The organism is Agrobacterium sp. NPDC058088 (genome assembly GCF_042885035.1).
Classification (GTDB): Bacteria; Pseudomonadota; Alphaproteobacteria; order Rhizobiales; family Rhizobiaceae; genus Agrobacterium.
The window spans coordinates 497,527-516,402 of record NZ_JBHVSU010000001.1 but is presented as its reverse complement, the minus strand read 5'-3'; the positions used below and the strand labels follow the sequence as shown (position 1 = coordinate 516,402).

General features: G+C 59.2%; 18 protein-coding genes. 4 read left to right on the top strand and 14 right to left on the bottom strand.

Annotation, left to right across the window (positions count from 1 at the left end; all coding sequences use genetic code 11):
- Positions 1–70 precede the first annotated feature (70 nt).
- Both sco and ACFVTJ_RS02470 read right to left on the bottom strand, forming a co-directional pair.
- Positions 71–679 carry a cytochrome oxidase assembly protein Sco gene (sco, locus tag ACFVTJ_RS02475; protein ID WP_386904347.1) on the bottom strand — a complete coding sequence of 203 codons (609 nt, stop codon included), beginning with the start codon at positions 677–679 and terminating at the stop codon, positions 71–73.
- A gap of 140 nt (positions 680–819) precedes the next feature.
- Positions 820–978: a hypothetical protein gene (locus ACFVTJ_RS02470; RefSeq protein WP_386904345.1), complete on the bottom strand. Its 159-nt coding sequence runs from the start codon at positions 976–978 to the stop codon at positions 820–822.
- Positions 979–1,201: 223 nt separating this feature from the next.
- Here ACFVTJ_RS02470 and ACFVTJ_RS02465 point away from each other — a divergent pair, with 223 nt between their 5' ends.
- A complete protein-coding gene (locus ACFVTJ_RS02465; RefSeq protein ID WP_004430791.1) occupies positions 1,202–1,669 on the top strand; it encodes a chemotaxis protein CheW in 468 nt (155 codons plus the stop codon).
- Positions 1,670–1,874: 205 nt separating this feature from the next.
- On the opposite strand, the gene ACFVTJ_RS02460 is transcribed toward ACFVTJ_RS02465, so the two are convergent.
- The 3 genes from ACFVTJ_RS02460 to gcvA are packed head-to-tail and all read right to left on the bottom strand — an operon-like array spanning position 1,875 to position 3,967.
- Entirely contained in the window at positions 1,875–2,366 is a 492-nt protein-coding gene (locus ACFVTJ_RS02460; protein WP_386904343.1) for a CreA family protein, read from the bottom strand.
- 46 nt (positions 2,367–2,412) lie between these two features.
- Positions 2,413–3,021 carry a 3'-5' exonuclease gene (locus ACFVTJ_RS02455; RefSeq protein ID WP_386904341.1) on the bottom strand — a complete coding sequence of 203 codons (609 nt, stop codon included), beginning with the start codon at positions 3,019–3,021 and terminating at the stop codon, positions 2,413–2,415.
- Between the two features lie 43 nt (positions 3,022–3,064).
- On the bottom strand, positions 3,065–3,967 hold the full coding sequence (gene gcvA / locus ACFVTJ_RS02450) for a transcriptional regulator GcvA (protein ID WP_386904339.1): 903 nt from the start codon (positions 3,965–3,967) through the stop codon (positions 3,065–3,067).
- A 198-nt stretch (positions 3,968–4,165) separates the two neighbouring features.
- Between gcvA and ACFVTJ_RS02445 the strand changes: the two genes are divergently transcribed.
- Positions 4,166–5,095 carry a DMT family transporter gene (locus ACFVTJ_RS02445; protein ID WP_386904337.1) on the top strand — a complete coding sequence of 310 codons (930 nt, stop codon included), beginning with the start codon at positions 4,166–4,168 and terminating at the stop codon, positions 5,093–5,095.
- 195 nt (positions 5,096–5,290) lie between these two features.
- The gene (locus ACFVTJ_RS02440; protein WP_386904335.1) at positions 5,291–5,824 is read left to right on the top strand and encodes a GNAT family N-acetyltransferase; all 534 of its coding nucleotides are present in this window, start codon (positions 5,291–5,293) and stop codon (positions 5,822–5,824) included.
- Between the two features lie 5 nt (positions 5,825–5,829).
- Here ACFVTJ_RS02440 and ACFVTJ_RS02435 read toward each other — a convergent pair whose 3' ends face one another.
- Both ACFVTJ_RS02435 and ligA read right to left on the bottom strand, forming a co-directional pair.
- Positions 5,830–6,723, bottom strand: a complete 894-nt coding sequence (locus ACFVTJ_RS02435; RefSeq protein WP_386904334.1) for an aminoglycoside phosphotransferase family protein — start codon at positions 6,721–6,723, stop codon at positions 5,830–5,832.
- A 64-nt stretch (positions 6,724–6,787) separates the two neighbouring features.
- Positions 6,788–8,962, bottom strand: a complete 2,175-nt coding sequence (ligA, locus tag ACFVTJ_RS02430; protein WP_386904332.1) for an NAD-dependent DNA ligase LigA — start codon at positions 8,960–8,962, stop codon at positions 6,788–6,790.
- A gap of 131 nt (positions 8,963–9,093) precedes the next feature.
- Here ligA and ACFVTJ_RS02425 point away from each other — a divergent pair, with 131 nt between their 5' ends.
- Positions 9,094–9,708 (top strand): LysE family translocator, encoded by a 615-nt coding sequence (locus ACFVTJ_RS02425; RefSeq protein WP_386904330.1) that lies wholly within the window; start codon positions 9,094–9,096, stop codon positions 9,706–9,708.
- Here the strand turns inward: ACFVTJ_RS02425 and recN are convergent.
- The 7 genes from recN to ACFVTJ_RS02390 all read right to left on the bottom strand — a co-directional run bounded on the left by recN (position 9,705) and on the right by ACFVTJ_RS02390 (position 18,736).
- Entirely contained in the window at positions 9,705–11,378 is a 1,674-nt protein-coding gene (recN, locus tag ACFVTJ_RS02420) for a DNA repair protein RecN (protein WP_386904328.1), read from the bottom strand. The genes ACFVTJ_RS02425 and recN overlap by 4 nt on opposite strands.
- A gap of 15 nt (positions 11,379–11,393) precedes the next feature.
- On the bottom strand, positions 11,394–12,260 hold the full coding sequence (locus ACFVTJ_RS02415; RefSeq protein WP_386904326.1) for an outer membrane protein assembly factor BamD: 867 nt from the start codon (positions 12,258–12,260) through the stop codon (positions 11,394–11,396).
- A gap of 233 nt (positions 12,261–12,493) precedes the next feature.
- Positions 12,494–13,453: a UDP-3-O-acyl-N-acetylglucosamine deacetylase gene (gene lpxC, locus ACFVTJ_RS02410; protein WP_386904324.1), complete on the bottom strand. Its 960-nt coding sequence runs from the start codon at positions 13,451–13,453 to the stop codon at positions 12,494–12,496.
- A 271-nt stretch (positions 13,454–13,724) separates the two neighbouring features.
- Positions 13,725–15,473, bottom strand: a complete 1,749-nt coding sequence (ftsZ, locus tag ACFVTJ_RS02405; protein WP_386904322.1) for a cell division protein FtsZ — start codon at positions 15,471–15,473, stop codon at positions 13,725–13,727.
- A 91-nt stretch (positions 15,474–15,564) separates the two neighbouring features.
- Positions 15,565–16,896: a cell division protein FtsA gene (gene ftsA, locus ACFVTJ_RS02400; protein WP_063950569.1), complete on the bottom strand. Its 1,332-nt coding sequence runs from the start codon at positions 16,894–16,896 to the stop codon at positions 15,565–15,567.
- On the bottom strand, positions 16,893–17,822 hold the full coding sequence (locus ACFVTJ_RS02395; protein WP_386904320.1) for a cell division protein FtsQ/DivIB: 930 nt from the start codon (positions 17,820–17,822) through the stop codon (positions 16,893–16,895). Before ACFVTJ_RS02395 ends, ftsA begins: the two co-directional genes overlap by 4 nt.
- A complete protein-coding gene (locus tag ACFVTJ_RS02390; protein WP_386905251.1) occupies positions 17,810–18,736 on the bottom strand; it encodes a D-alanine--D-alanine ligase in 927 nt (308 codons plus the stop codon). Before ACFVTJ_RS02390 ends, ACFVTJ_RS02395 begins: the two co-directional genes overlap by 13 nt.
- Positions 18,737–18,876: the final 140 nt, after the last annotated feature.

The following is an 18,876-nucleotide window of genomic DNA, read 5'->3' as shown; positions in this document are numbered from 1 at the left end:
TTTCTCTGGCTAAGGCTACTTAATCTGCCTTTGCCACAAAACCTTCATCAGTCCAAGGAGCCCAACGCAATTATGCCTTCGTACCTTTGAGAAGATTTTGAAGCTTCTGCTCGGCGATGTCAGGGTTTTCGCCGTAAGCGATTGTTCCTGCAAAGCGGCCATTGGCATCAAGCAGGATCACGGATGCGGTGTGATCCATGGTATAGTCGCCATTGGGATCCTTTTCATCCACCGGCACCTTCTTGGCGTAGATGCGATAGCCTTTCAGCGTTTCGGCAATCTTGTCAGCCGGGCCGGTGATGCCGGTGATCCGCTTCGAAACGTTGGAAACATATTGCTGCATGATCTCAGGCGTATCGCGCTCGGGATCGACGGACACGAAATAGGCCTGCAGCTTGTCGCCGGCCGGGTCCACCTTTTCCATCCAGCCGTTCAGCTCGAACAGGGTCGTCGGGCACACTTCCGGGCAATGGGTGAAGCCGAAGAATAACGCCGTCGGTTTGCCCTGAAACGCCTTTTCGGTGATCGGCTGGCCATTTTGCGCGGTCAGTGCGAAAGGCACGCCATAGGCCGTTTCTACCATTTCCTCACGGGTTTTCGTCATCTCGATCGTCAACCAGCTGACGACACCGGCGAGAACGACCACCACAGCCCACAATACGATGCGAATATTTCTCATTGTCCAATCCTACCCCGAAAGCCCGCGGCATATCGCAGGCCCTGCCCGACTGATATCGAACGGTGGCGGCGACCGCAAATCAACTGGGCGTATTTGGGTTGACCGCGCTGATTTGTCACAAAGCCACGATCGACAAAGGATTACAGGCACCAGGCAATGCCGCTCTGCACGGCGGAAATGAAGATATCCGTGCTGTGCCGCACCCAGCCGTCAAAGGCAAGAAGCACGATGACAAGCGAAACGGCCGCGGCAAGACTTGCCAGAATAAACTTCAGCGGATGGGACGTCAGTGCCTTCATGTTCCTGTTATAACCTGTTTGGGCAGGCGCGAAAACCGCCAAATACTGGGTTTTCACGGCCTGATGGCGGCAATTGTTAGGGAAAGTTTAAAATCTTGCTGCGCATGATCGCGGCAGCGGTTTTCAAATCCTCGACATGATGTCTCCCGGTCCATTCCGGCCACCGCATAAAGCTCAATCCTGCGCGGGCCTGTTAGAGAGCCATCAGAGGAAACCTGCCGTCATGTCCAACGCCATCAAGCAATCCGGCGCATATCTCGAAATCGTTTCCTTCCATCTGAGCGATCAGGAATTCTGCATCGACATCATGGCGATCCGCGAAATCCGCGGCTGGGCGCCGGTTACACCAATGCCGCACACGCCACCCTATGTTCTCGGTCTCATCAACCTGCGCGGCGCCGTCATTCCCGTCATCGACATGGCCGGCCGCCTCGGCATGAAAATGACCGAGCCGTCCGAACGCTCCGCCATCATCGTCACCGATATCGGCGGCAAGCTGGTCGGCCTCCTGGTCGAACAGGTTTCCGACATGATGACCATCCGCTCGGAAGACCTGCAGCCTGCACCCGATATCATTCCGGAAGAGCAGCGCAGCTTCTGCCGCGGTATCGTGGCGCTGGAAAAGAGCATGGTCTGCTTCCTCAACCTCGACACGGTTATTGCGGACGAACTGGCACGCGAAGCAGCCTGATCAGGTCACCGAGGTTTCAAATTAACGGGCGGGTTCTGCGGCTCGTCTAAGCACACGCCAACGTCGCAAACCTCTCCTCCGTCATGCTCGGGCCTGTCCCGAGCATCTGAAACTTATCATTTTAGGATACGTGGTTGGATCCTCGGGACAAGCCCGAGGATGACGACGCGGGTGGATTATGCGCAGAAGTACCGCAGGCAAAACCTCACGGCTTGCCCTTCTGCCACGTCACCTGCTGGTTATAAAGCGGCACCGTCGATATCGCCATCTTGGCCGAGCCATCCGTCAGTTCCCGCGCATGCACGAGATAAATCAGCGTGTCATTCGTCTTGTCGTAAACCCGGCTGACGACGAGCTTTTTCCATACCAGCGACATGCCCTGCCGGAACACTTCTTCCCCGCCCTTGGAGAGATCGATGTCGCCGATCTCAACCGGCCCCGTCTGGCTACAGGAAATAGCGTTGTTCGATGGGTCTTCGAACCAGTTGCCGTTTTTCAGCCGGTCGATCACGCCGCGGTCGAAATAGGTAACGTGGCAGGTCACACCCTTGATCTTCGGATCGGCAATCGCCTCGACGACGATGTCGTTGCCGATCCAGTCGACGCCGACCTTGCCGACGACCTCGGAATGCGCCGCTGTGACCGGCAGCAATGCCAGAAGGCCCGCAAACAAACCCGACAGAGTTTTCATCCTCATCGCATCTTCTCCGTTACGCTGCTTCAAACATAGGTGGACGAAGCCGTTACGCAACCCGGGAGACGGGGCGTTTTTTCATGCTGCAAGGCTGATAACCCGTGGAAGTGAGACGACCGGCCACCATGCCGATCTTTTCCGGCAGGTCGCGAAGATGGGCAACGCGCAGCGCCTTGGCAGCAGCGATGGACGCAGCCGCGCAGACAACCGCATCTTCGGCGGCATTGTGATGCACGAAACGCAGTTGGAGGTGGTGGGCAATGACGTTCAGCTTGTGCGACACCAGATTTGGCCAGACATGCCGGGCAATCTTGACGCTGCATAGATAAGAAAGATCGGGATAGGATTGCCGGTATTTGTCGAATGATGCGCGCATGACGCTGAAGTCGAAGGCGGCATTATGGGCGATCATCAGGGCGCCGTCGAAGTCGTCAATAAACTCCTCCATCACATCAGGGAATTCCGGCGCATCCTCGACATCGGCAGGGCGGATGCCGTGCACGGCAATGTTGAAGGGCGAAAACCGCATATCCTTCGGCCGGATGAGACGTTCCTCGACGCGAACGATCTCGCCCTCCTCTATCCACGCAAGCCCGACGGAGCAGGCGCTGCCCCGCTCTTCATTGGCGGTCTCGAAATCGATGGCAATGGTTTTCAAGAGTGATTCCCGTTGTTTCATTCCGGCATAAACCGAATTGGCCTCAAAGAGAACCGGCCTCGGCCGAACCCGCCTGCGAAAGCATCCAGTCGATGAGTGTCACAAGATCGGGATTGTCGAGCATGCGCCGCGGATAGACGAGGAAATAAGCTAGCGTACTGGCCATGTCCTTGCCAAAGGGTGCAATCAATGCGCCCTCCGCAAGTTCGCGGGAAACGAGGGAGCGCCGTGTCAGCGCAATGCCGTGTCCGGCCTTGGCCGCATCCAGCGCGCCGTTGCTGTCGATGAAGACGGTGCCACGGGAAGCGTCGACTTCGGATGCGCCGGCCGCCTCCAGCCAGCGCCGCCATTCGTTGCGATTTTCATCATGCAGCAGCGGCACGGATTTCAGGTCCCCCGCCTCCTGAAGCGGTCCGTATTTCTCAAGAAGCTGCGGCGAGCAGACCGGCAGTGTGCTGTCATCGATGAAACGGATGCTCTCCAGCCCTTCATAACGTCCAAAACCATGCCGCACCGCCAGATCGACATCGTCCCGCGAAAAATCCACCAGCCGGTTCGTGACGCTGATACGGACATCCACATGCGGGTGTTGCTGCTGGAAAGAGGGCAATCGCGGCATCAGCCACTGCACGGCGAAGGTGGGCGTGCAACTGAGTGTCAGAACCGTGATTTCCGAGCGCGCCGTCAATTCCGCCGTCGCCTCGCGCATCATCCGGAAGGCGGTGCGAAGCGCGCCGTAATAACGCTCTCCTTCCCGTGTCAGTTGAATGCTGCGCGGCTTGCGCAGGAAGAGCTGCACACCCAGCCGCGCCTCCAGCTCCCGGATCTGCAGGCTGACCGCACCGGGCGTGACATTCAGCTCGTTGGAGGCGAGCGTGACACTGCGATACCGCGCCGCGGCCTCAAAGGCCTGCAATCCTTTCAGAGATGGAAGCTCCGCGATCATGGTTTAGCTCAGCTCAATTATCAGACGAGAAACTATCGTTTGAAAACATCATAAATCAGGGACTAGATGGACGCAACAAGACGTGCAAAACGGTATATGACCCGGAATACTGGATTGAGGTAAACTCAACCGATATCGGGTGGATGGCGGCAGCTGCGTCTGCAACTATATCAATATTCATGCTCCTGGGAGACGAAGATGGCGATACAGAAACAGATGGATGCCCGCGAGTGGGCGATGCTCATAGCGCTCTCGCTGCTGTGGGGCGGATCGTTCTTTTTCATCGGCGTGGCCGTCAAGGAACTGCCGCCCGTCACCATCGTCACGCTGCGGGTCACGTTTGCAGCAACCGCGCTCCTGATCGTCTGCCGCCTCATGGGGCTTCGCCTGCCCAGGGAATGGATGGTATGGCGCGCCTTTTTTGGCATGGGCCTGCTCAATAACATCATCCCCTTCTGCCTGATCGTCTGGGGCCAGACCCAGATCGCCAGCGGGCTTGCCTCGATCCTCAACGCCACCACGCCGCTCTTCACCGTCATCGTCGCCCATTTCCTGACCGCCGACGAAAAGATGACCGGCAACAAGCTGACCGGGGTCGTGATCGGCTTTGCCGGCGTGGCGACCATGATCGGCCCGGCGGCCTTTGGCGGATCATCCGGTCTGTGGGGCCAGATCGCCATTCTCGGCGCGGCCATCTCCTATTCCTTCGCGGGCATATTCGGTCGCCGCTTCAAGGCCATGGGTGTACCGCCGCTGATGACCGCAACCGGGCAAATATCCTCATCGACGCTGATGCTGATCCCCGCCGCACTCCTCATCGACAAGCCATGGACGCTCGCCATGCCAAGCCTTGGCACCTGGGGCGCGCTTATCGGCATTGCGCTACTATCCACCGCGCTTGCCTATCTCATCTTCTTCCGCATTCTCGCCAGCGCCGGCGCCACCAACCTCGCGCTCGTCACCTTCCTCATCCCGGTCAGCGCCATTTTGCTAGGCTCGCTCATTCTCGGTGAGCAGCTGGAAATAAAGCACTTCGCCGGCATGGCGATGATTGCCGCCGGACTTGCGGCGATCGATGGCAGGCTGCCGGCGAAACTCCGAAGCCTGATGCGCAATGCGCCCGCTTGACAGGAACACGCAGCAAAAGCATTCTGCGCGCATGATCGCAACAAAACAGAGCATCATCCGTCGCTATACCATGACCGGCCATTCGGCAGGGGAAGGTATGTCGTCGCGGTAAGCGATCCATTTCCACCCTGCCAGTTAGAGCAGGGTTCGGACACCTGCTCCACACACGCCCCCAATGCGCCCAAGGAGACAGGCATGCAGACTGTAAAAATCGCCGACAATGAAGATAAACCTTTCCAGCTAAGCGACGTTGTCCTGCGCGCTACACGTTTGGACGACGCCGAAGCTTTAACCGACCTGTTCAACCTGCCGGGAGTTCGTTACGGCACCCTTCGTCAGCCGTTTCAGTCACTCGAAAAAACACGACAGGCGCTGGAAAATCGCGATCCGTCCGATATTTCCATCATCGGCGAATGGCGTGAAAAGATCGTTGCAAATGCGGGGCTGCGTCGGAGGGCGGGGAGGCAATCGCATGTGGCCGATCTGGCGATCAGTGTTCATGACGGCTTTGCCGGCAAGGGAGTGGGCTCGTATATCCTCGCGGCGCTGATCGACACGGCCGACAATTGGCACGATATCCGCCGCATTGAATTGAACGTCTTCACCGACAATCTAGCAGCCATCAGGCTCTACGAAAAATTCGGTTTCGAACACGAAGGCACCTTACGCAACGATGCCTATCGTGATGGAAAATACGTTGACGCGCATGTGATGGCGCGACTTCGGTAAAGTTGTCAGCCGTTCAGATGATCTTCAAACACTTCCCGAATGGTCCGCCGCGACCATTCGGCCATTTTTTCGTTCCGCCCGCGCGCGGCATCCAGCACGATCAGCGCCTTCCATAGTGCCCAGCCACGCCCGCGCTGCCATGTCGCCTCGTCCAGATCCAGCGCCCGGCGAAAAACAGCCCGGCTTTGCGCGTCGAGCAAATTCCACGCAAGAATGAGATCGGACGATGGATCGCCAACGCCGGAACTGCCGAAATCAATGACCGCCGAAAGGTGCCCGTCTCTCACCAGCAGATTGCCCTCGGCAATATCGCCGTGCACCCACACGCCCTGCCCCTGCCAGCGGCTTGAAAGGGCAAGCTGCCATATCTCCATGGCCAACGCCTGATCCACCTCATCGGCAAGCCGCATCGCAGACGCCCTCGCCTCGCCATCATAGACAACGAGCGATCCGCCACGATGGAAATTATGCGCACCAGCAGGCGGACCACCTGAAGCGTCGATATTATGCAAGGCCTTCAAAAACGTCGCAACATCAACGGCGATGATCGAAAGATCGACGCTGCCCAGAAGCCCGGCGAGAGGCTCGCCATCAAGCCAGCGATAGACGGACCAGCAGAATGGATAATCCTCGCCCGGCTGACCAAGCGCCAAAGGTGTCGGAATCGGGAAAGGCAGAAGCGGTGCAAGTTCCGGCAACCACCGGTGCTCCTTTTCCACTTGGGCCACATAACGGGCGGCGCTCGGCATGCGGATCAACATGTCATCACCGAGACGAAAACTGCGATTGTCCCAGCCGCTCAGCTCGACCGGGCGAATATCGAGCGCCGCCCATTGCGGAAATTGGCTGGCGATCAGCCCCCGAGCCTGCTCTACGCTGACGACAATGCGATCGTCCATGCTGTCCACTCCCATTCAGGCGCAAAGCTCTAGCGGACGTGAACAACATGGCAGTGACGACGCCTCAGCCGCCGATCAATGCCAGCCACTCATCCTCGTCCATGGTCTGCACGCCCAGTTCGGCAGCCTTGGCAAGCTTGGAACCGGCCCCCGGCCCGGCCACCAGAATATCCGTCTTTTTCGAAACGGAACCCGCCACTTTCGCACCGAGGCTTTCGGCGCGCGCCTTCGCCTCATCACGGGTGAATTTTTCCAGCGAACCGGTGAAGACAACGGTCTTGCCGGCCACCGGGCTACCTTCAGTCGAAGGCTTTTCGGCCTCTTTCGGGCGAAGCTCCCGTATCAGGCGGTCGATGACGTCGAGATTGCGCGGCTCCTTGTAGAACTCGATGATGGCGCGGGCCACCACCTCGCCGATGCCGTCAATGCTGTTGAGCTCGGCCCAGGCGTCACTTGCCGGATCAGCCGCTGCCTTCATCGCCTCTTCGAAATGCTCATAAGTGCTGTAGGAACGCGCCAGAAGCTTCGCCGTGGTCTCGCCCACATGACGGATGCCGAGCGCAAATATCAGCCGATGCAGATCGATCTCGCGGCGGGCATCGATGGCGTCGAAGAGCTTCTTGACGCTGACCTTGCCGAAGCCGTCGATATTTTCGAGCTTGGTCAGATGGGAGGCTTCCTGTCGCGCCTTTAGCGTGAAAATATCAGGCGCGGTCTTGATCGAGAGCGCGGGATCATCACTTTCGAAAAAGAAATCGATCTGTTTGGTGCCGAGCCCTTCGATATCGAAGGCATTGCGCGAAACGAAATGTTTGAGATGCTCCACCGCCTGCGCCCGGCAGACGAAACCGCCCGTGCAGCGCGTGACCGAATCGAGCTTGCCGGTCTTTTCATTGCGCTCCCGCACCGCATGGCTGCCACAGACCGGGCATTTCTCCGGGAAGGCATATTTCACCGCCTCAGTCGGGCGCTTTTCCAGCAGCACATCCAGCACCTGCGGAATGACATCCCCCGCGCGCTGGACGATGACAGTATCGCCGATGCGGATATCGTGATCCTCCGGGCGGATGCGCTCGCCGCTATTGCCGATGCCTTCAATGTAATCGGCATTGTGCAGGGTCGCATTGGTAACGACGACACCGCCAACGGTGATCGGCGTGAGCCGCGCCACCGGCGTCAAGGCGCCAGTGCGCCCCACCTGTATCTCGATATTCTCAACGGTGGTGAAGGCTTGCTCGGCCGGGAACTTGTGCGCGGTCGCCCAGCGCGGGCTGCGCGAACGAAAACCCAGCCGCTCCTGTAGATCGAGCCGATCGACCTTATAAACCACGCCATCAATATCATAATCGAGATCAGGTCGCGCGACGCCGATTTCATTATAATGCTCAAGCAATTGCTGGGCCGAGGTGAATCGCTTCATCAACGGATTGACCGGAAACCCCCACTCCCGGAATTTCTCGACGATACCATATTGCGTATCAGCAATCCGGGCCGGCTGACCACCATTCGAGACCTCCCCCAGAGCGTAGGCGAAGAACCGCAGCTTGCGTTTCGCCGTCACATTGGCGTCGAGCTGGCGCAGCGAGCCGGACGCCGTGTTGCGCGGGTTCACATAGGTCTGCTTGCCTTCAGCCTCCATCTGGGCATTGAGCGCCAGAAAGTCGCTCTTGGCCATATAGACTTCGCCGCGAACCTCCACCACATCGGGCGCATCCGAAGGCAGCTCGTTTGGAATTTCCTTGATGGTCCTGATATTGGCGGTAACGTTCTCGCCGGTTGTGCCGTCCCCACGGGTCGCCGCCGTCTTCAGCTTGCCCTTCTCGTAGCGGATGGACATGGAAAGCCCGTCGATCTTCGGCTCGGCGGTAAAGGCGATGGAATCGTCAGGCAGATGCCCCAGGAAACGATAGACCGAACTGACGAAATCGCGCAGATCTTCTTCCGAGAACGTATTGTCGAGCGAAAGCATCGGCCGCGCATGCACGATGGGTGCGAAGGTTGGCAGCGGCGTGAAGCCGACTTTCTTGGATGGACTGTCAGCCCGCACCAGCGCCGGAAAAGCCGCCTCGATGGCATCGTTGCGCCGCTTCAGCGCATCATATTCGGCGTCCGAAACCTCCGGCGCATCCTTGCCATGGTAAAGCGCGTCATGACGGGCAAGCTCGGCTGCCAGAAATGCAAGCTCGGAAGAGGCTTCAAGCTCGGTCAGGGTTTCGACGGGTTTCTGGTCTTTCGACATGGAAGAAGCCTCACAGATGAATCTGCAATGCTTTTAGCGAATTATTGCCAAACGCAAAACCATCCTCGCTTCTCATTGCCCGAGAATCCTCTATTCTGAACATCCGGACGAAACAGTTGCCGGAGCCTCCCATGGACCTCACTACGCTTCTTGCCTTCGCAGCGGCTTTCCTTGTCTTCGCGGCCAGTCCGGGCCCGGACAATATGACCATAGTCGCCCGCACGATCACCCACGGCGCAGCCTCAGGCCTCGCCTATGGGGCTGGCACCGTCGCCGGCATATTGATCTTCCTCACACTCGCAGCTTTCGGTCTGTCGATCCTGGCATCAGAAATGGGAACGGTGATGGCAGTGTTGCGCTATGGCGGCGCTGCCTATCTGATCTGGATGGGCTTCAAACTCTGGACAGCGGAGCCCGTCGTCCCCGATCTACAGCCGATGCGGGATGCGCGCGGCCTGCTCTCTGTCTTCGCCACCGGAACCGCCCTAAACCTCGGCAATCCCAAAATGCCGCTTTTTTACGTCGCACTCCTGCCGAACGTGGTCGGCACATCATTGACGGTCGATCACCTCTTGACACTCGCCTCCGTTATCATCGCCGTGGAAACAGTCGTGATAGGCGGCCACGTCTTCCTGGCGGTGCGAGCAAGAAAAATGCTGCGGGAGCCGAAGGTCGTCCGTAGGGTGAACCGCGCCGCCGGCGGCGTCATGATCGGCTCGGGCGTGGCAATAGCGGTCAGCCGCTAGTCCTTGGCGGCCAGAAGGCGCGCGGCAGCAGCCCGCGCCTCGTCCGTCACCGAGGCGCCGGCAAGCATACGGGCAATTTCTTCGGTACGGTGGTTCGGCTCCATGGTGGCGACGCGCGTGGCAATGCGCTCACTGCCGTCGCCCAATGGGCCCTTAGAAATGAGGAGATGCGTCGCCGCACGCGCCGCCACCTGCGGCGCATGAGTGACGGAAAGAACCTGCACGGTTTTAGAGAGGCGGCGCAGCCGCTGGCCGATCGCATCCGCCACGGCGCCGCCGACGCCCGTATCGATTTCATCGAAGACCAGCGTCGGCGCCGAACCGCGATCCGCCAGCGCCACTTTCAGGGCCAGCAGGAAGCGGGATAATTCGCCGCCCGATGCCACTTTCATGATCGGGCCGGGGCGTGTGCCCGGATTGGTCTGGACGTGGAATTCCACCGTATCGATGCCTTCGGCCGTTGCCTGCTCGGTATCGGACGTCACCTCGACGGTAAACCGCGCCCGTTCCAGCTTCAGGGCCGGAAGTTCGGCCATGACCGCATTCGATAGCGCTTCCGCCGCATTGCGGCGCTTTTCGGAAAGCGACTTCGCAGCACGGTCAAAATCAGCCTTCACGACGCCGAGATTGGCCTCAAGCTTGCCGAGCTTTTCTTCACCGGCATCAAGATCGGCGAGATCGGCCACCATCTTTTCGGCAAGCGCCGGCAGATCAGGCACGGCAACATTATATTTGCGGCCGGCGGCACGCAGGGCGAACAACCGTTCTTCCACCCGCTCCAGCTCACGCGGGTCAAATTCGGTGCGGCGCAGCGCCGCCTCCACTTCCATCTGCGCGTTGGAAAGGTTGTCCAGCGCGGCATCCAGCAATTGTACGGTATCTTCCAGCAATCCCGGTGCTTCGTGGCTCTTGCGCTCCAGACGCCGCATCATCGACGCGATGACCGGCACGGGCGAAGCGTTGCCGTTCAGGAACTCGCTGGCTTCGGCAATATCACCGGCGATGCGCTCGGATTTCTGCATCACCGCGCGGCGCTCGGCCAACTCATCCTCTTCACCATCACGCGGCGAAAGCGTTTCCAGTTCATCGACGGACGACCGCAGATAATCCGCCTCGCGTGCCGCCGCCTCCACCTTGGCCCGGTGGGTCTTCAGGGCACGGTCGGCATCCTTCCAGGTGCGATAGAGGCCCTGAACGCTGCGCGCCTCATCGCTCAAGCCGGCAAAGGCATCAAGCAGTGTGCGGTGAGCGTCGGTATCGACAAGTGCGCGGTCGTCATGCTGGCCATGAATTTCGACCAGCATCTGGCCAAGCTGGCGCATCATCTGCACGCTCACGGCCTGGTCATTGACATAGGCCTTGGTTCGCCCGTCAGCGGACTGCACCCGGCGAAAAATCAGGTCGCCATCATCATCAAGGCCGTTTTCGCGCAGGAGAAGCCGCGTCGGGTGATTGTTCGGGACTTCGAAAGTGGCGGTCACCTGCCCCTTCTCTTCCCCGTGGCGCACGAGGCCGCCATCGCCGCGGCCACCAAGCGCCAGCGAGAGACTATCGAGAAGAATGGACTTTCCGGCACCCGTTTCGCCCGTCAATACAGAAAGGCCCGCCTCGAAACTGAGGTCGAGCCTTTCTATCAGGACGATATCGCGTATCGAGAGCTGGACCAGCATGGCCTATGCCCCGTCTCAGGCGCCGATGAGCTTCTTGCCGGCGCGCGAAATCCAGGACCCCTTGTTTTCACGCGGCTCCAGGCCCTGGCCCTTCAGCAGCTTGTAAGAATCCGAATACCATTGGCTGTCAGGATAGTTGTTGCCGAGAACGGCGGCCGCAGTCTGCGCTTCGTCCACAAGACCCATCGCGTAATAGGCTTCCGTCAGACGCGCCAGCGCCTCTTCGATCTGGTTGGTATTCTGGTACTGCTCAACCACGATTCGGAAACGCGAAACAGCCGCAAGATATTCCTTGCGCTCAAGGTAATAACGGCCGACCTGCATTTCGCGGCCGGCGAGCTGGTCGCGGGCGAAACGGATCTTGGCCTGTGCGTCGGGGACATATTCCGAAGACGGGTAGTCGGTCACGACCTTGTTCATCGCTTCGATCGTACGCTGTGCGGCGCGCTGGTCCTGCGTGACGTCAGAAATCTGCTTCGAATAGGCAAGGCCGATCATGTACTGAACGTAAGCGGCATCCTTCGAGCGCGGATATTGCCGCAGGAAACGGCTGCCAGCCGTGATGGCCACATCGTTCTTGTTGGTGCGCGTGGCGATGAACGTCTGCATGACAAGCGCCTTCTGGCCCCATTCGGTGAACGGGTACTGCTTGTCGATCGCCTCGAACTTGCGTGAGGCTTCCGTCATATTGCCTTTGTTCATATTCGCCAGGCCCTGCTTGTACAGAACGTCTGGCGGATCGGTCTCGACGCCGAGCTTGGTAATGTCGATATCCGGATCGGACTGGCAGGCCGTGACGACGACGCTCGCGCCGACCAACATCAACGAAACGGCGATCCCCCGCATCGTACCCTTCATTGCACCAGACCCTACATGCTTCATTCGACAGTTCCCACTTCCCGCGCAAATACATAAGCATCGGCTTTGTATTGGCGTTCTAGCCATAAAAGCATCCGCAGGGCAACGCAATGATGACGCATTAACGCATTTTTATGGCATCGCTCCATGCAATCGCACGATTATCGGGCGATAATATGCAACTTCCTGCCCTGCCTCACGAAAAAGCCGCCCCAGAGGAGCGGCTTTTCCTGTCAATTGATAGCCCGCAAATGAACTTACGCAGACCAGGGTGCGAATTCCGGCATGTTGACAGCAACGAATTCGCGGGCGCGAACCATCTGGTTGCGGGCAGCCGGTGCTTCAACGATCTCATAGGCCGTACGGTCGCTCAGCAGCGCCTTCAGCGCATTGGCGTTGACCTTGTGACCGCCGCGATACGAACGGTAGCAGCCGATGAACTGCGCGCCAGCAAGTGCCAAGTCACCCACGGCATCCAGCGTCTTGTGGCGGACGAACTCGTCCTTGACGTAACGCAGGCCTTCCATGTTGATGACGCTGTTGTCGTCGGAGATGACGACCGAATTCTCAAGCGAGGAACCGAGCGCATAACCGGCGGCCCACAGACGCTCCACGTCCCGCATGAAGCCGAAAGTCCGGGCACGCGACAGTTCATTCTTGAAGGTCTCTGCCGTCAGATCACCCTTCCAGGACTGCCTGCCGATCAGCGGCGTGTCGAAATCAATGTCGACTTCGAAACGCGTGCCATCGTAGGGACGGAATTCCGCCCATGAAGCACCCGAATCGATACGCACCGGCTTGGTAACGCGGATGTAACGGCGCTTCACACCGAGATTCTTGATGCCGACCGATTCGATCGCTTCGATAAAGGGAGCGGAGCTGCCATCCATGATCGGCGCTTCCGGACCGTCGACTTCAACGATGAGGTTGTCGAGGCCCATGGCGTAGATGGCGGCCATGACGTGCTCGATCGTCGCCACCGACTGGGAGAGCGAACGGCCGAGCACGGTGCACAGATCGGTATTGCCGACATTGGCCGAAACCGCCTTCAACTCTGTGACGCTGCCATTTTCGTGAAGGCGCTGAAACAAAATGCCCGTCCCAGCTTCTGCGGGCTGGAACGTCATCGAGACCGGATTGCCGGAATGCACGCCAATGCCTTTAAGCTGAACAGCATGTGCGATAGTTGTCTGAAATCCGAGCAGTCCGATGGTCATGCGTCTATGCCTTGTTTTGCAAACCGCGCCGCTTGGGCCAGCGCCGTTCAAAGTTTTCAAGCCGGGTTTTAACGACCGGCGGAGTCAGTCTGTTCCTTTACCCAGCCTCATACATACGCACATGTAGGTGCCACGACAAATCACTGTTCGTTTCGGATTGTTACATGCACAACCCATTGAAAATGCGAATTAATTTAGTGTTAATAACGCAAAATAAACAAACGCCCGGATCGTGAGATCCGGGCGTTTCAAAGGGATTATGGAATCGCCTTTAGTTGGACTGGCGACGCAGGAAGGCGGGGATTTCCAGCTGGTCATCATCGTGATGGCTGGACGAGGCAGGCGTTGCACGGCCGTGGTCGTCAAGCTGGCCACGACGCGGTGCGTAGAGGCTTGCTTCCGGCGAAAGCGGCGCGCGGCGCTGCTGCGGCGCCATGCTCGGCGCATCCATCATTTCGGAAGGAACTTCTTCCTCTTCGCGTCGGCCAAGCGAGTTGGTGATGCGCTTCAGAAGACCCATCGGACCACGCTCTTCCTGGGCTGCAGGAGCTGCGTGGGCACGGTGATCCATCTCGGCCTTCACGACCGGCGGAAAGTCTTCAACCTTCGGCATGCGGACAGGCTCGGGCTGGCGGGCAACAGGAGCCTGCTCCTGATAGACCGGAGCCTGCGGCTGCTGCAGACGCGGAGCGGCAACCTGTTCCGGCGCGTGATAGACCGGTGCCGGGGCAACCGGTGCCGGAGCAGCCTGCTGAACCGGCTGGGCCGGACGGAGAGCTGCCGGTGCTTCAGCCGGAGCGGATGCAAACAGCTTGCTCTGCGGACGGAAATCCTGAGAGGGCTGCTGGTGTGCTGCGAAACCAAGTTCACGTTCCATTTCGGCTTCCGCCGAACGGATGGTCTGGGCGATCTGGTCTACGGTCTTTGGTGCCTGCGATACTGCTTGTGCAGGCTGAACTGCGGCCGGAGCGGGAGCAACGGCCGCGGAAGGACGGATAAGCGGCTTGGCGGCTGCGGCGCGCATATCGGCAACGTTCTGTTCGCCAACGCCCGCAACGCGGTCGATGCCGGTCGCCACGACGGAGACGCGGATGAGACCTTCAAGTGCCTCGTCGAAGGTTGCGCCGAGGATGATGTTCGCATCCGGATCGACTTCTTCGCGAATACGGGTAGCCGCTTCGTCTACTTCGAACAGGGTAAGATCGCGACCGCCGGTGATGGAGATCAGGAGGCCCTGTGCGCCCTTCATCGAGGTTTCGTCGAGCAGCGGGTTGGCGATTGCCGCTTCCGCAGCCTGCATCGCACGGCCCGGACCGGAAGCTTCGCCAGTACCCATCATTGCGCGGCCCATTTCACGCATGACCGAGCGAACGTCAGCGAAGTCGAGGTTGATGAGACCTTCCTTCACCATCAGATCGGTAATGCAGGCAACGCCGGAATAGAGAACCTGGTCAGCCATGGCGAAGGCATCGGCAAAGGTCGTCTTGTCGTTGGCAATGCGGAAGAGGTTCTGGTTCGGAATGACGATCAGCGTATCGACGGACTTCTGCAGTTCCTCGATGCCCTGTTCGGCAAGACGCATGCGGCGACCGCCTTCGAAGTGGAAAGGCTTGGTAACGACGCCGACCGTCAGGATGCCCTTGTTGCGGGCAGCCTGTGCGACGACAGGGGCAGCACCGGTGCCGGTACCACCACCCATGCCGGCAGTGACGAAGCACATGTGGGTGCCGTTCAGGTGATCGATGATCTCATCGATGCATTCTTCAGCGGCGGCGCGTCCGACTTCCGGCTGGGAACCGGCACCGAGACCCTCGGTGACGTTGACGCCGAGCTGGATGACCCGGTCTGCCTTCGTCATGGTCAGAGCCTGTGCATCCGTGTTGGCGACGACGAAATCGACACCCTGGAGGCCAGCCGTGATCATGTTGTTGACAGCGTTACCGCCACCGCCGCCCACACCGAAAACAGTGATGCGTGGCTTCAGCTCGGTGATATCAGGCTTTTGCAGCTGTATCGTCATTTTACCATTCCTTCTTTCTCTGGCCGCATCGCCCCGCTGGCCGATTCTTGAAACTCAACTCTGAAACCTCCGGCTTGCGCCCCGAGGCTACTCAAAAACTTTCTTTCAGCCATTGCCCTACCCGGGCTATCCGGCCGCTACCGTTGCCAAACGGCGAGAACATTCCGCCTTGCGCCGCATGAATTTCGATGTCCGCCACCTGCGGATAGATCATCAGTCCGCACGCCGTTGAAAAGGCAGGCCCCTTTGCCGCGACCGGAAGACCGGCCACACCCATGGGGCGGCCGATACGGACGTTGCGGGCAAGAATGCGCCGCGCCGTTTCCGGCAGACCCGTCAGCTGGCTTGCGCCGCCGGTGAGGACGACGCGCTTGCCGACAATCGGGCTGAAGCCGGACTTCTGGATGCGATCACGGATCAATTCCAGCGTCTCTTCGATACGTGCCCGCACGATGCGGGTGACCAATGCTCTTGAAACTTGCGATGGTTGATCGCGATCATCTTCGCCAATCGGCGGGATCGAAATCATGTCGCGCTCATCCGCGCCATTCAGCAAAGCCGAACCATGCACCACCTTCAGTCTCTCCGCATCTTCGATTCGTGTCGAGAGGCCTCGTGCAAGATCTGTCGTAACGTGATGACCGCCAAGGCCGATCGCGTCCGTATGGATGAGCCGGCCCTCGGCGAAAACCGAAATCGTCGTGGTGCCGCCGCCCATATCGATGGCCGCACAGCCGAGTTCAACTTCATCGTCTACCAGCGCTGCAAGACCGCTGGCGTAAGGCGTCGCCACCATGCCTTCGACGGACAGATGCGCGCGGTTGACGCAAAGCTCGAGGTTCTTCAGTGCCGTCCGTTCGACCGTGACGACATGCATGTCGACGCCGAGAAGATCGCCATACATCGACAGCGGATCGCGAATGCCGCGCTCACCATCCAGCGAGTAACCTGTTGGCAGCGAATGCAGGATGGCCCGGTCCTGACGCATGGATTGCTGGCTTGCCGCCACCAGAACCTTGCGCAGATCGCTTGCTTCCACTTCCTGCCCGCCGAGATCGATGCTCGCGGTATAGATATCGCTTGCCAGCCTGCCGGCCGAAACATTGACGATCAGGCTGTCGACGGTAAGCCCCGCCATGCGCTCGGCCGCATCAACGGCGAGACGGATAACGCCTTCCAGCGCATCGAGGTCGGCAATCACGCCTGACTTCACGCCGCGCGAACGCTGGTGGCCGATGCCTATGATTTCCACCTTGTGGGTGCGGCCGGGCAGGATTTCGCTTTCCTGGCGCGGCGTCAGCCGGCCGATCATGCAAACGACCTTGGTCGAGCCAATGTCCAGCACAGAAACGATGTGGCTGCGCTTGGAAGAAAGCGGCTTCAGCCGAGGCAGACCGAAATGGGAAGAACCGAAAAAGCTCATGTGTTCTTCTCCGCTTTCTTGAGAGCCTTGGTGCGCGCGTCAACAGCAGCCTGCCGGCGCTCGGCAGCGCCTTCGGTCAATTGAATGGTCGTGCGATCCGAAAGGCGCAGGTCCACCGCAGCGACGTCGCGCGACAGGACCTTTTCTTCCAGATCGAGCCGCGCCAGCAGTTGCAGCGCCTTCGGCAGATTTTCTTCCGGCAGCTTCACGACGATGCCGTTGTCGAGATGCAGGTCCCAGCGGCGGCCGGCGATGCGCACATAGGCGCGAACCCGGTTGCGGATTTCCGGCCAGTCGGCCAGCTGCTCGACGAAACCGGCAGCACCGGTTTCAGCGTCCCGTCCGACAAAGAGCGGCAGAGCAGCGAATTTATTGTCACGCAGCGGCGCGATAACGCTGCCGCTTTTTTCGATCAACGACAGTTCCGTTCCATGCTGCCAGATGCCAAAGGCCTGACGCTCCTTGAGGCGCACCTCGATCGTCTTCGGGTAGACCTTGCGGATATCGACATCTTCCACCCAGGGAAGCTGCACCAGCTTGCGCCGCGCCGCATCGATATCGAGTGCGATCAAGGAGGTGCTGCCATCGAGGCCGAGAAGCTGGAAGACGTCGATCTCCGAAGTCTGGAGATTGCCGGAAACCTTCACGTCTTCAACCGCAAAACCAGCCGCAGATGTCGTGGTCTGAGTGACGATGTTGGTGTGGCCGCCGAGCGACATGCCGTAGAGGCCTGTCGCCGCATAAAAAGCAACGGCCGCAATAGTACCGGTATGGGCGGGAATATGGATGCGTCCGGTCGCAAGGCTGACGCCGAAACGCACGACCCGGCGTAGCGGACGCGGCAATACCATGCGATCGTCGGCACTGGCCGCCGCAAATTGCTCGCGCTTTTTTGCCGTCGACTTTTTGCCGGTCACCGCAAACACGAAGCGTCCTCCACCATCCAGCTGACAAGGTTACCAAAGGAGCGGCCAGCATGGGCCGCCATTTCCGGCACCAGGGAGGTCGGCGTCATTCCCGGCTGCGTATTCACTTCAAGCCAGATAACTTCGCCATCTTCTGAGAAACGGTCGTCGTAACGAAAGTCTGAACGGCTTACGCCACGGCACCCGATCGCCTGATGCGCCATAACCGCCAATGTTTGAATCTTTTGGTAAATTTTCGGTGAAATTTCTGCGGGAATGACATGTTTCGAGCCACCAGCCGCGTATTTCGCATCGTAATCATAGAAATTGTGACCAAGCGGCACCACTTCGGTAACGCCCAGCGCCTGGCCATCCAGCACGCCGCAGGTCAATTCGCGGCCGTGAATGTAACGCTCGACCATGACGTGGTCGCCGTATCTCCATTCAGAGGACGTCAGTATCTGCGGTGGATGCGACTGATCTTCCTTGACGATCACGACGCCGAAGCTCGAACCTTCACGCACCGGCTTCACCACATAAGGTGGTGCAAGCGGATGCTCGCTGGTGAATTCGAAACGGTTCATGACGCGTTCGGCAGCGACAGGAACGCCAGCGGCCGCAGCCACCTTCTTGGCCTGCGCCTTGTCCATGGCAAGCGCGGAAGCAAGCACACCGGAATGTGTGTAGGGAATGGCGAGATACTCGAGAATACCCTGAATGGTGCCGTCTTCGCCGAAAGGACCGTGCAGTGCATTGAAGGCAACGTCCGGACGCAGCTCATCGAGTACGGCAGCGATATCGCGACCGACGTCGACGCGGGTGACCTTGTAGCCCTCGTCTTCCAGAGCCTGCGCGCAAGCGTTGCCCGACGACAGGCTGACCGGCCGCTCCGACGAAAACCCACCCAAAAGAACAGCTACGTGCTTGCCGCCCATCGAACCCTCTGACACCAACTCTCCGTTACGAACCATGCTGCGAACCGACCCATTTCGATCAACGGTGATTCTGGCACATGATCCTTGAGATCAGTTAAACGCCATTAAGGTTAATGAATCGTTTACTTTCGTTAACCGCC

Bases quoted from the DNA above. Each gene is read 5' to 3' on its own strand.
- ACFVTJ_RS02445 (WP_386904337.1), top strand. From the start codon at position 4,166: ATGGCGATACAGAAACAGATGGATGCCCGCGAGTGGGCGATGCTCATA.
- ACFVTJ_RS02415 (WP_386904326.1), bottom strand. From the start codon at position 12,260: ATGAAGCATGTAGGGTCTGGTGCAATGAAGGGTACGATGCGGGGGATC.
- ACFVTJ_RS02390 (WP_386905251.1), bottom strand. From the start codon at position 18,736: ATGGGCGGCAAGCACGTAGCTGTTCTTTTGGGTGGGTTTTCGTCGGAG.
- ligA (WP_386904332.1), bottom strand. From the start codon at position 8,962: ATGTCGAAAGACCAGAAACCCGTCGAAACCCTGACCGAGCTTGAAGCC.
- ACFVTJ_RS02465 (WP_004430791.1), top strand. From the start codon at position 1,202: ATGTCCAACGCCATCAAGCAATCCGGCGCATATCTCGAAATCGTTTCC.
- ACFVTJ_RS02460 (WP_386904343.1), bottom strand. From the start codon at position 2,366: ATGAGGATGAAAACTCTGTCGGGTTTGTTTGCGGGCCTTCTGGCATTG.
- lpxC (WP_386904324.1), bottom strand. From the start codon at position 13,453: ATGACCATCGGACTGCTCGGATTTCAGACAACTATCGCACATGCTGTT.
- gcvA (WP_386904339.1), bottom strand. From the start codon at position 3,967: ATGATCGCGGAGCTTCCATCTCTGAAAGGATTGCAGGCCTTTGAGGCC.
- ftsA (WP_063950569.1), bottom strand. From the start codon at position 16,896: ATGAGCTTTTTCGGTTCTTCCCATTTCGGTCTGCCTCGGCTGAAGCCG.
- ACFVTJ_RS02470 (WP_386904345.1), bottom strand. From the start codon at position 978: ATGAAGGCACTGACGTCCCATCCGCTGAAGTTTATTCTGGCAAGTCTT.
- ACFVTJ_RS02440 (WP_386904335.1), top strand. From the start codon at position 5,291: ATGCAGACTGTAAAAATCGCCGACAATGAAGATAAACCTTTCCAGCTA.
- recN (WP_386904328.1), bottom strand. From the start codon at position 11,378: ATGCTGGTCCAGCTCTCGATACGCGATATCGTCCTGATAGAAAGGCTC.
- sco (WP_386904347.1), bottom strand. From the start codon at position 679: ATGAGAAATATTCGCATCGTATTGTGGGCTGTGGTGGTCGTTCTCGCC.
- ACFVTJ_RS02435 (WP_386904334.1), bottom strand. From the start codon at position 6,723: ATGGACGATCGCATTGTCGTCAGCGTAGAGCAGGCTCGGGGGCTGATC.
- ACFVTJ_RS02425 (WP_386904330.1), top strand. From the start codon at position 9,094: ATGGACCTCACTACGCTTCTTGCCTTCGCAGCGGCTTTCCTTGTCTTC.
- ftsZ (WP_386904322.1), bottom strand. From the start codon at position 15,473: ATGACGATACAGCTGCAAAAGCCTGATATCACCGAGCTGAAGCCACGC.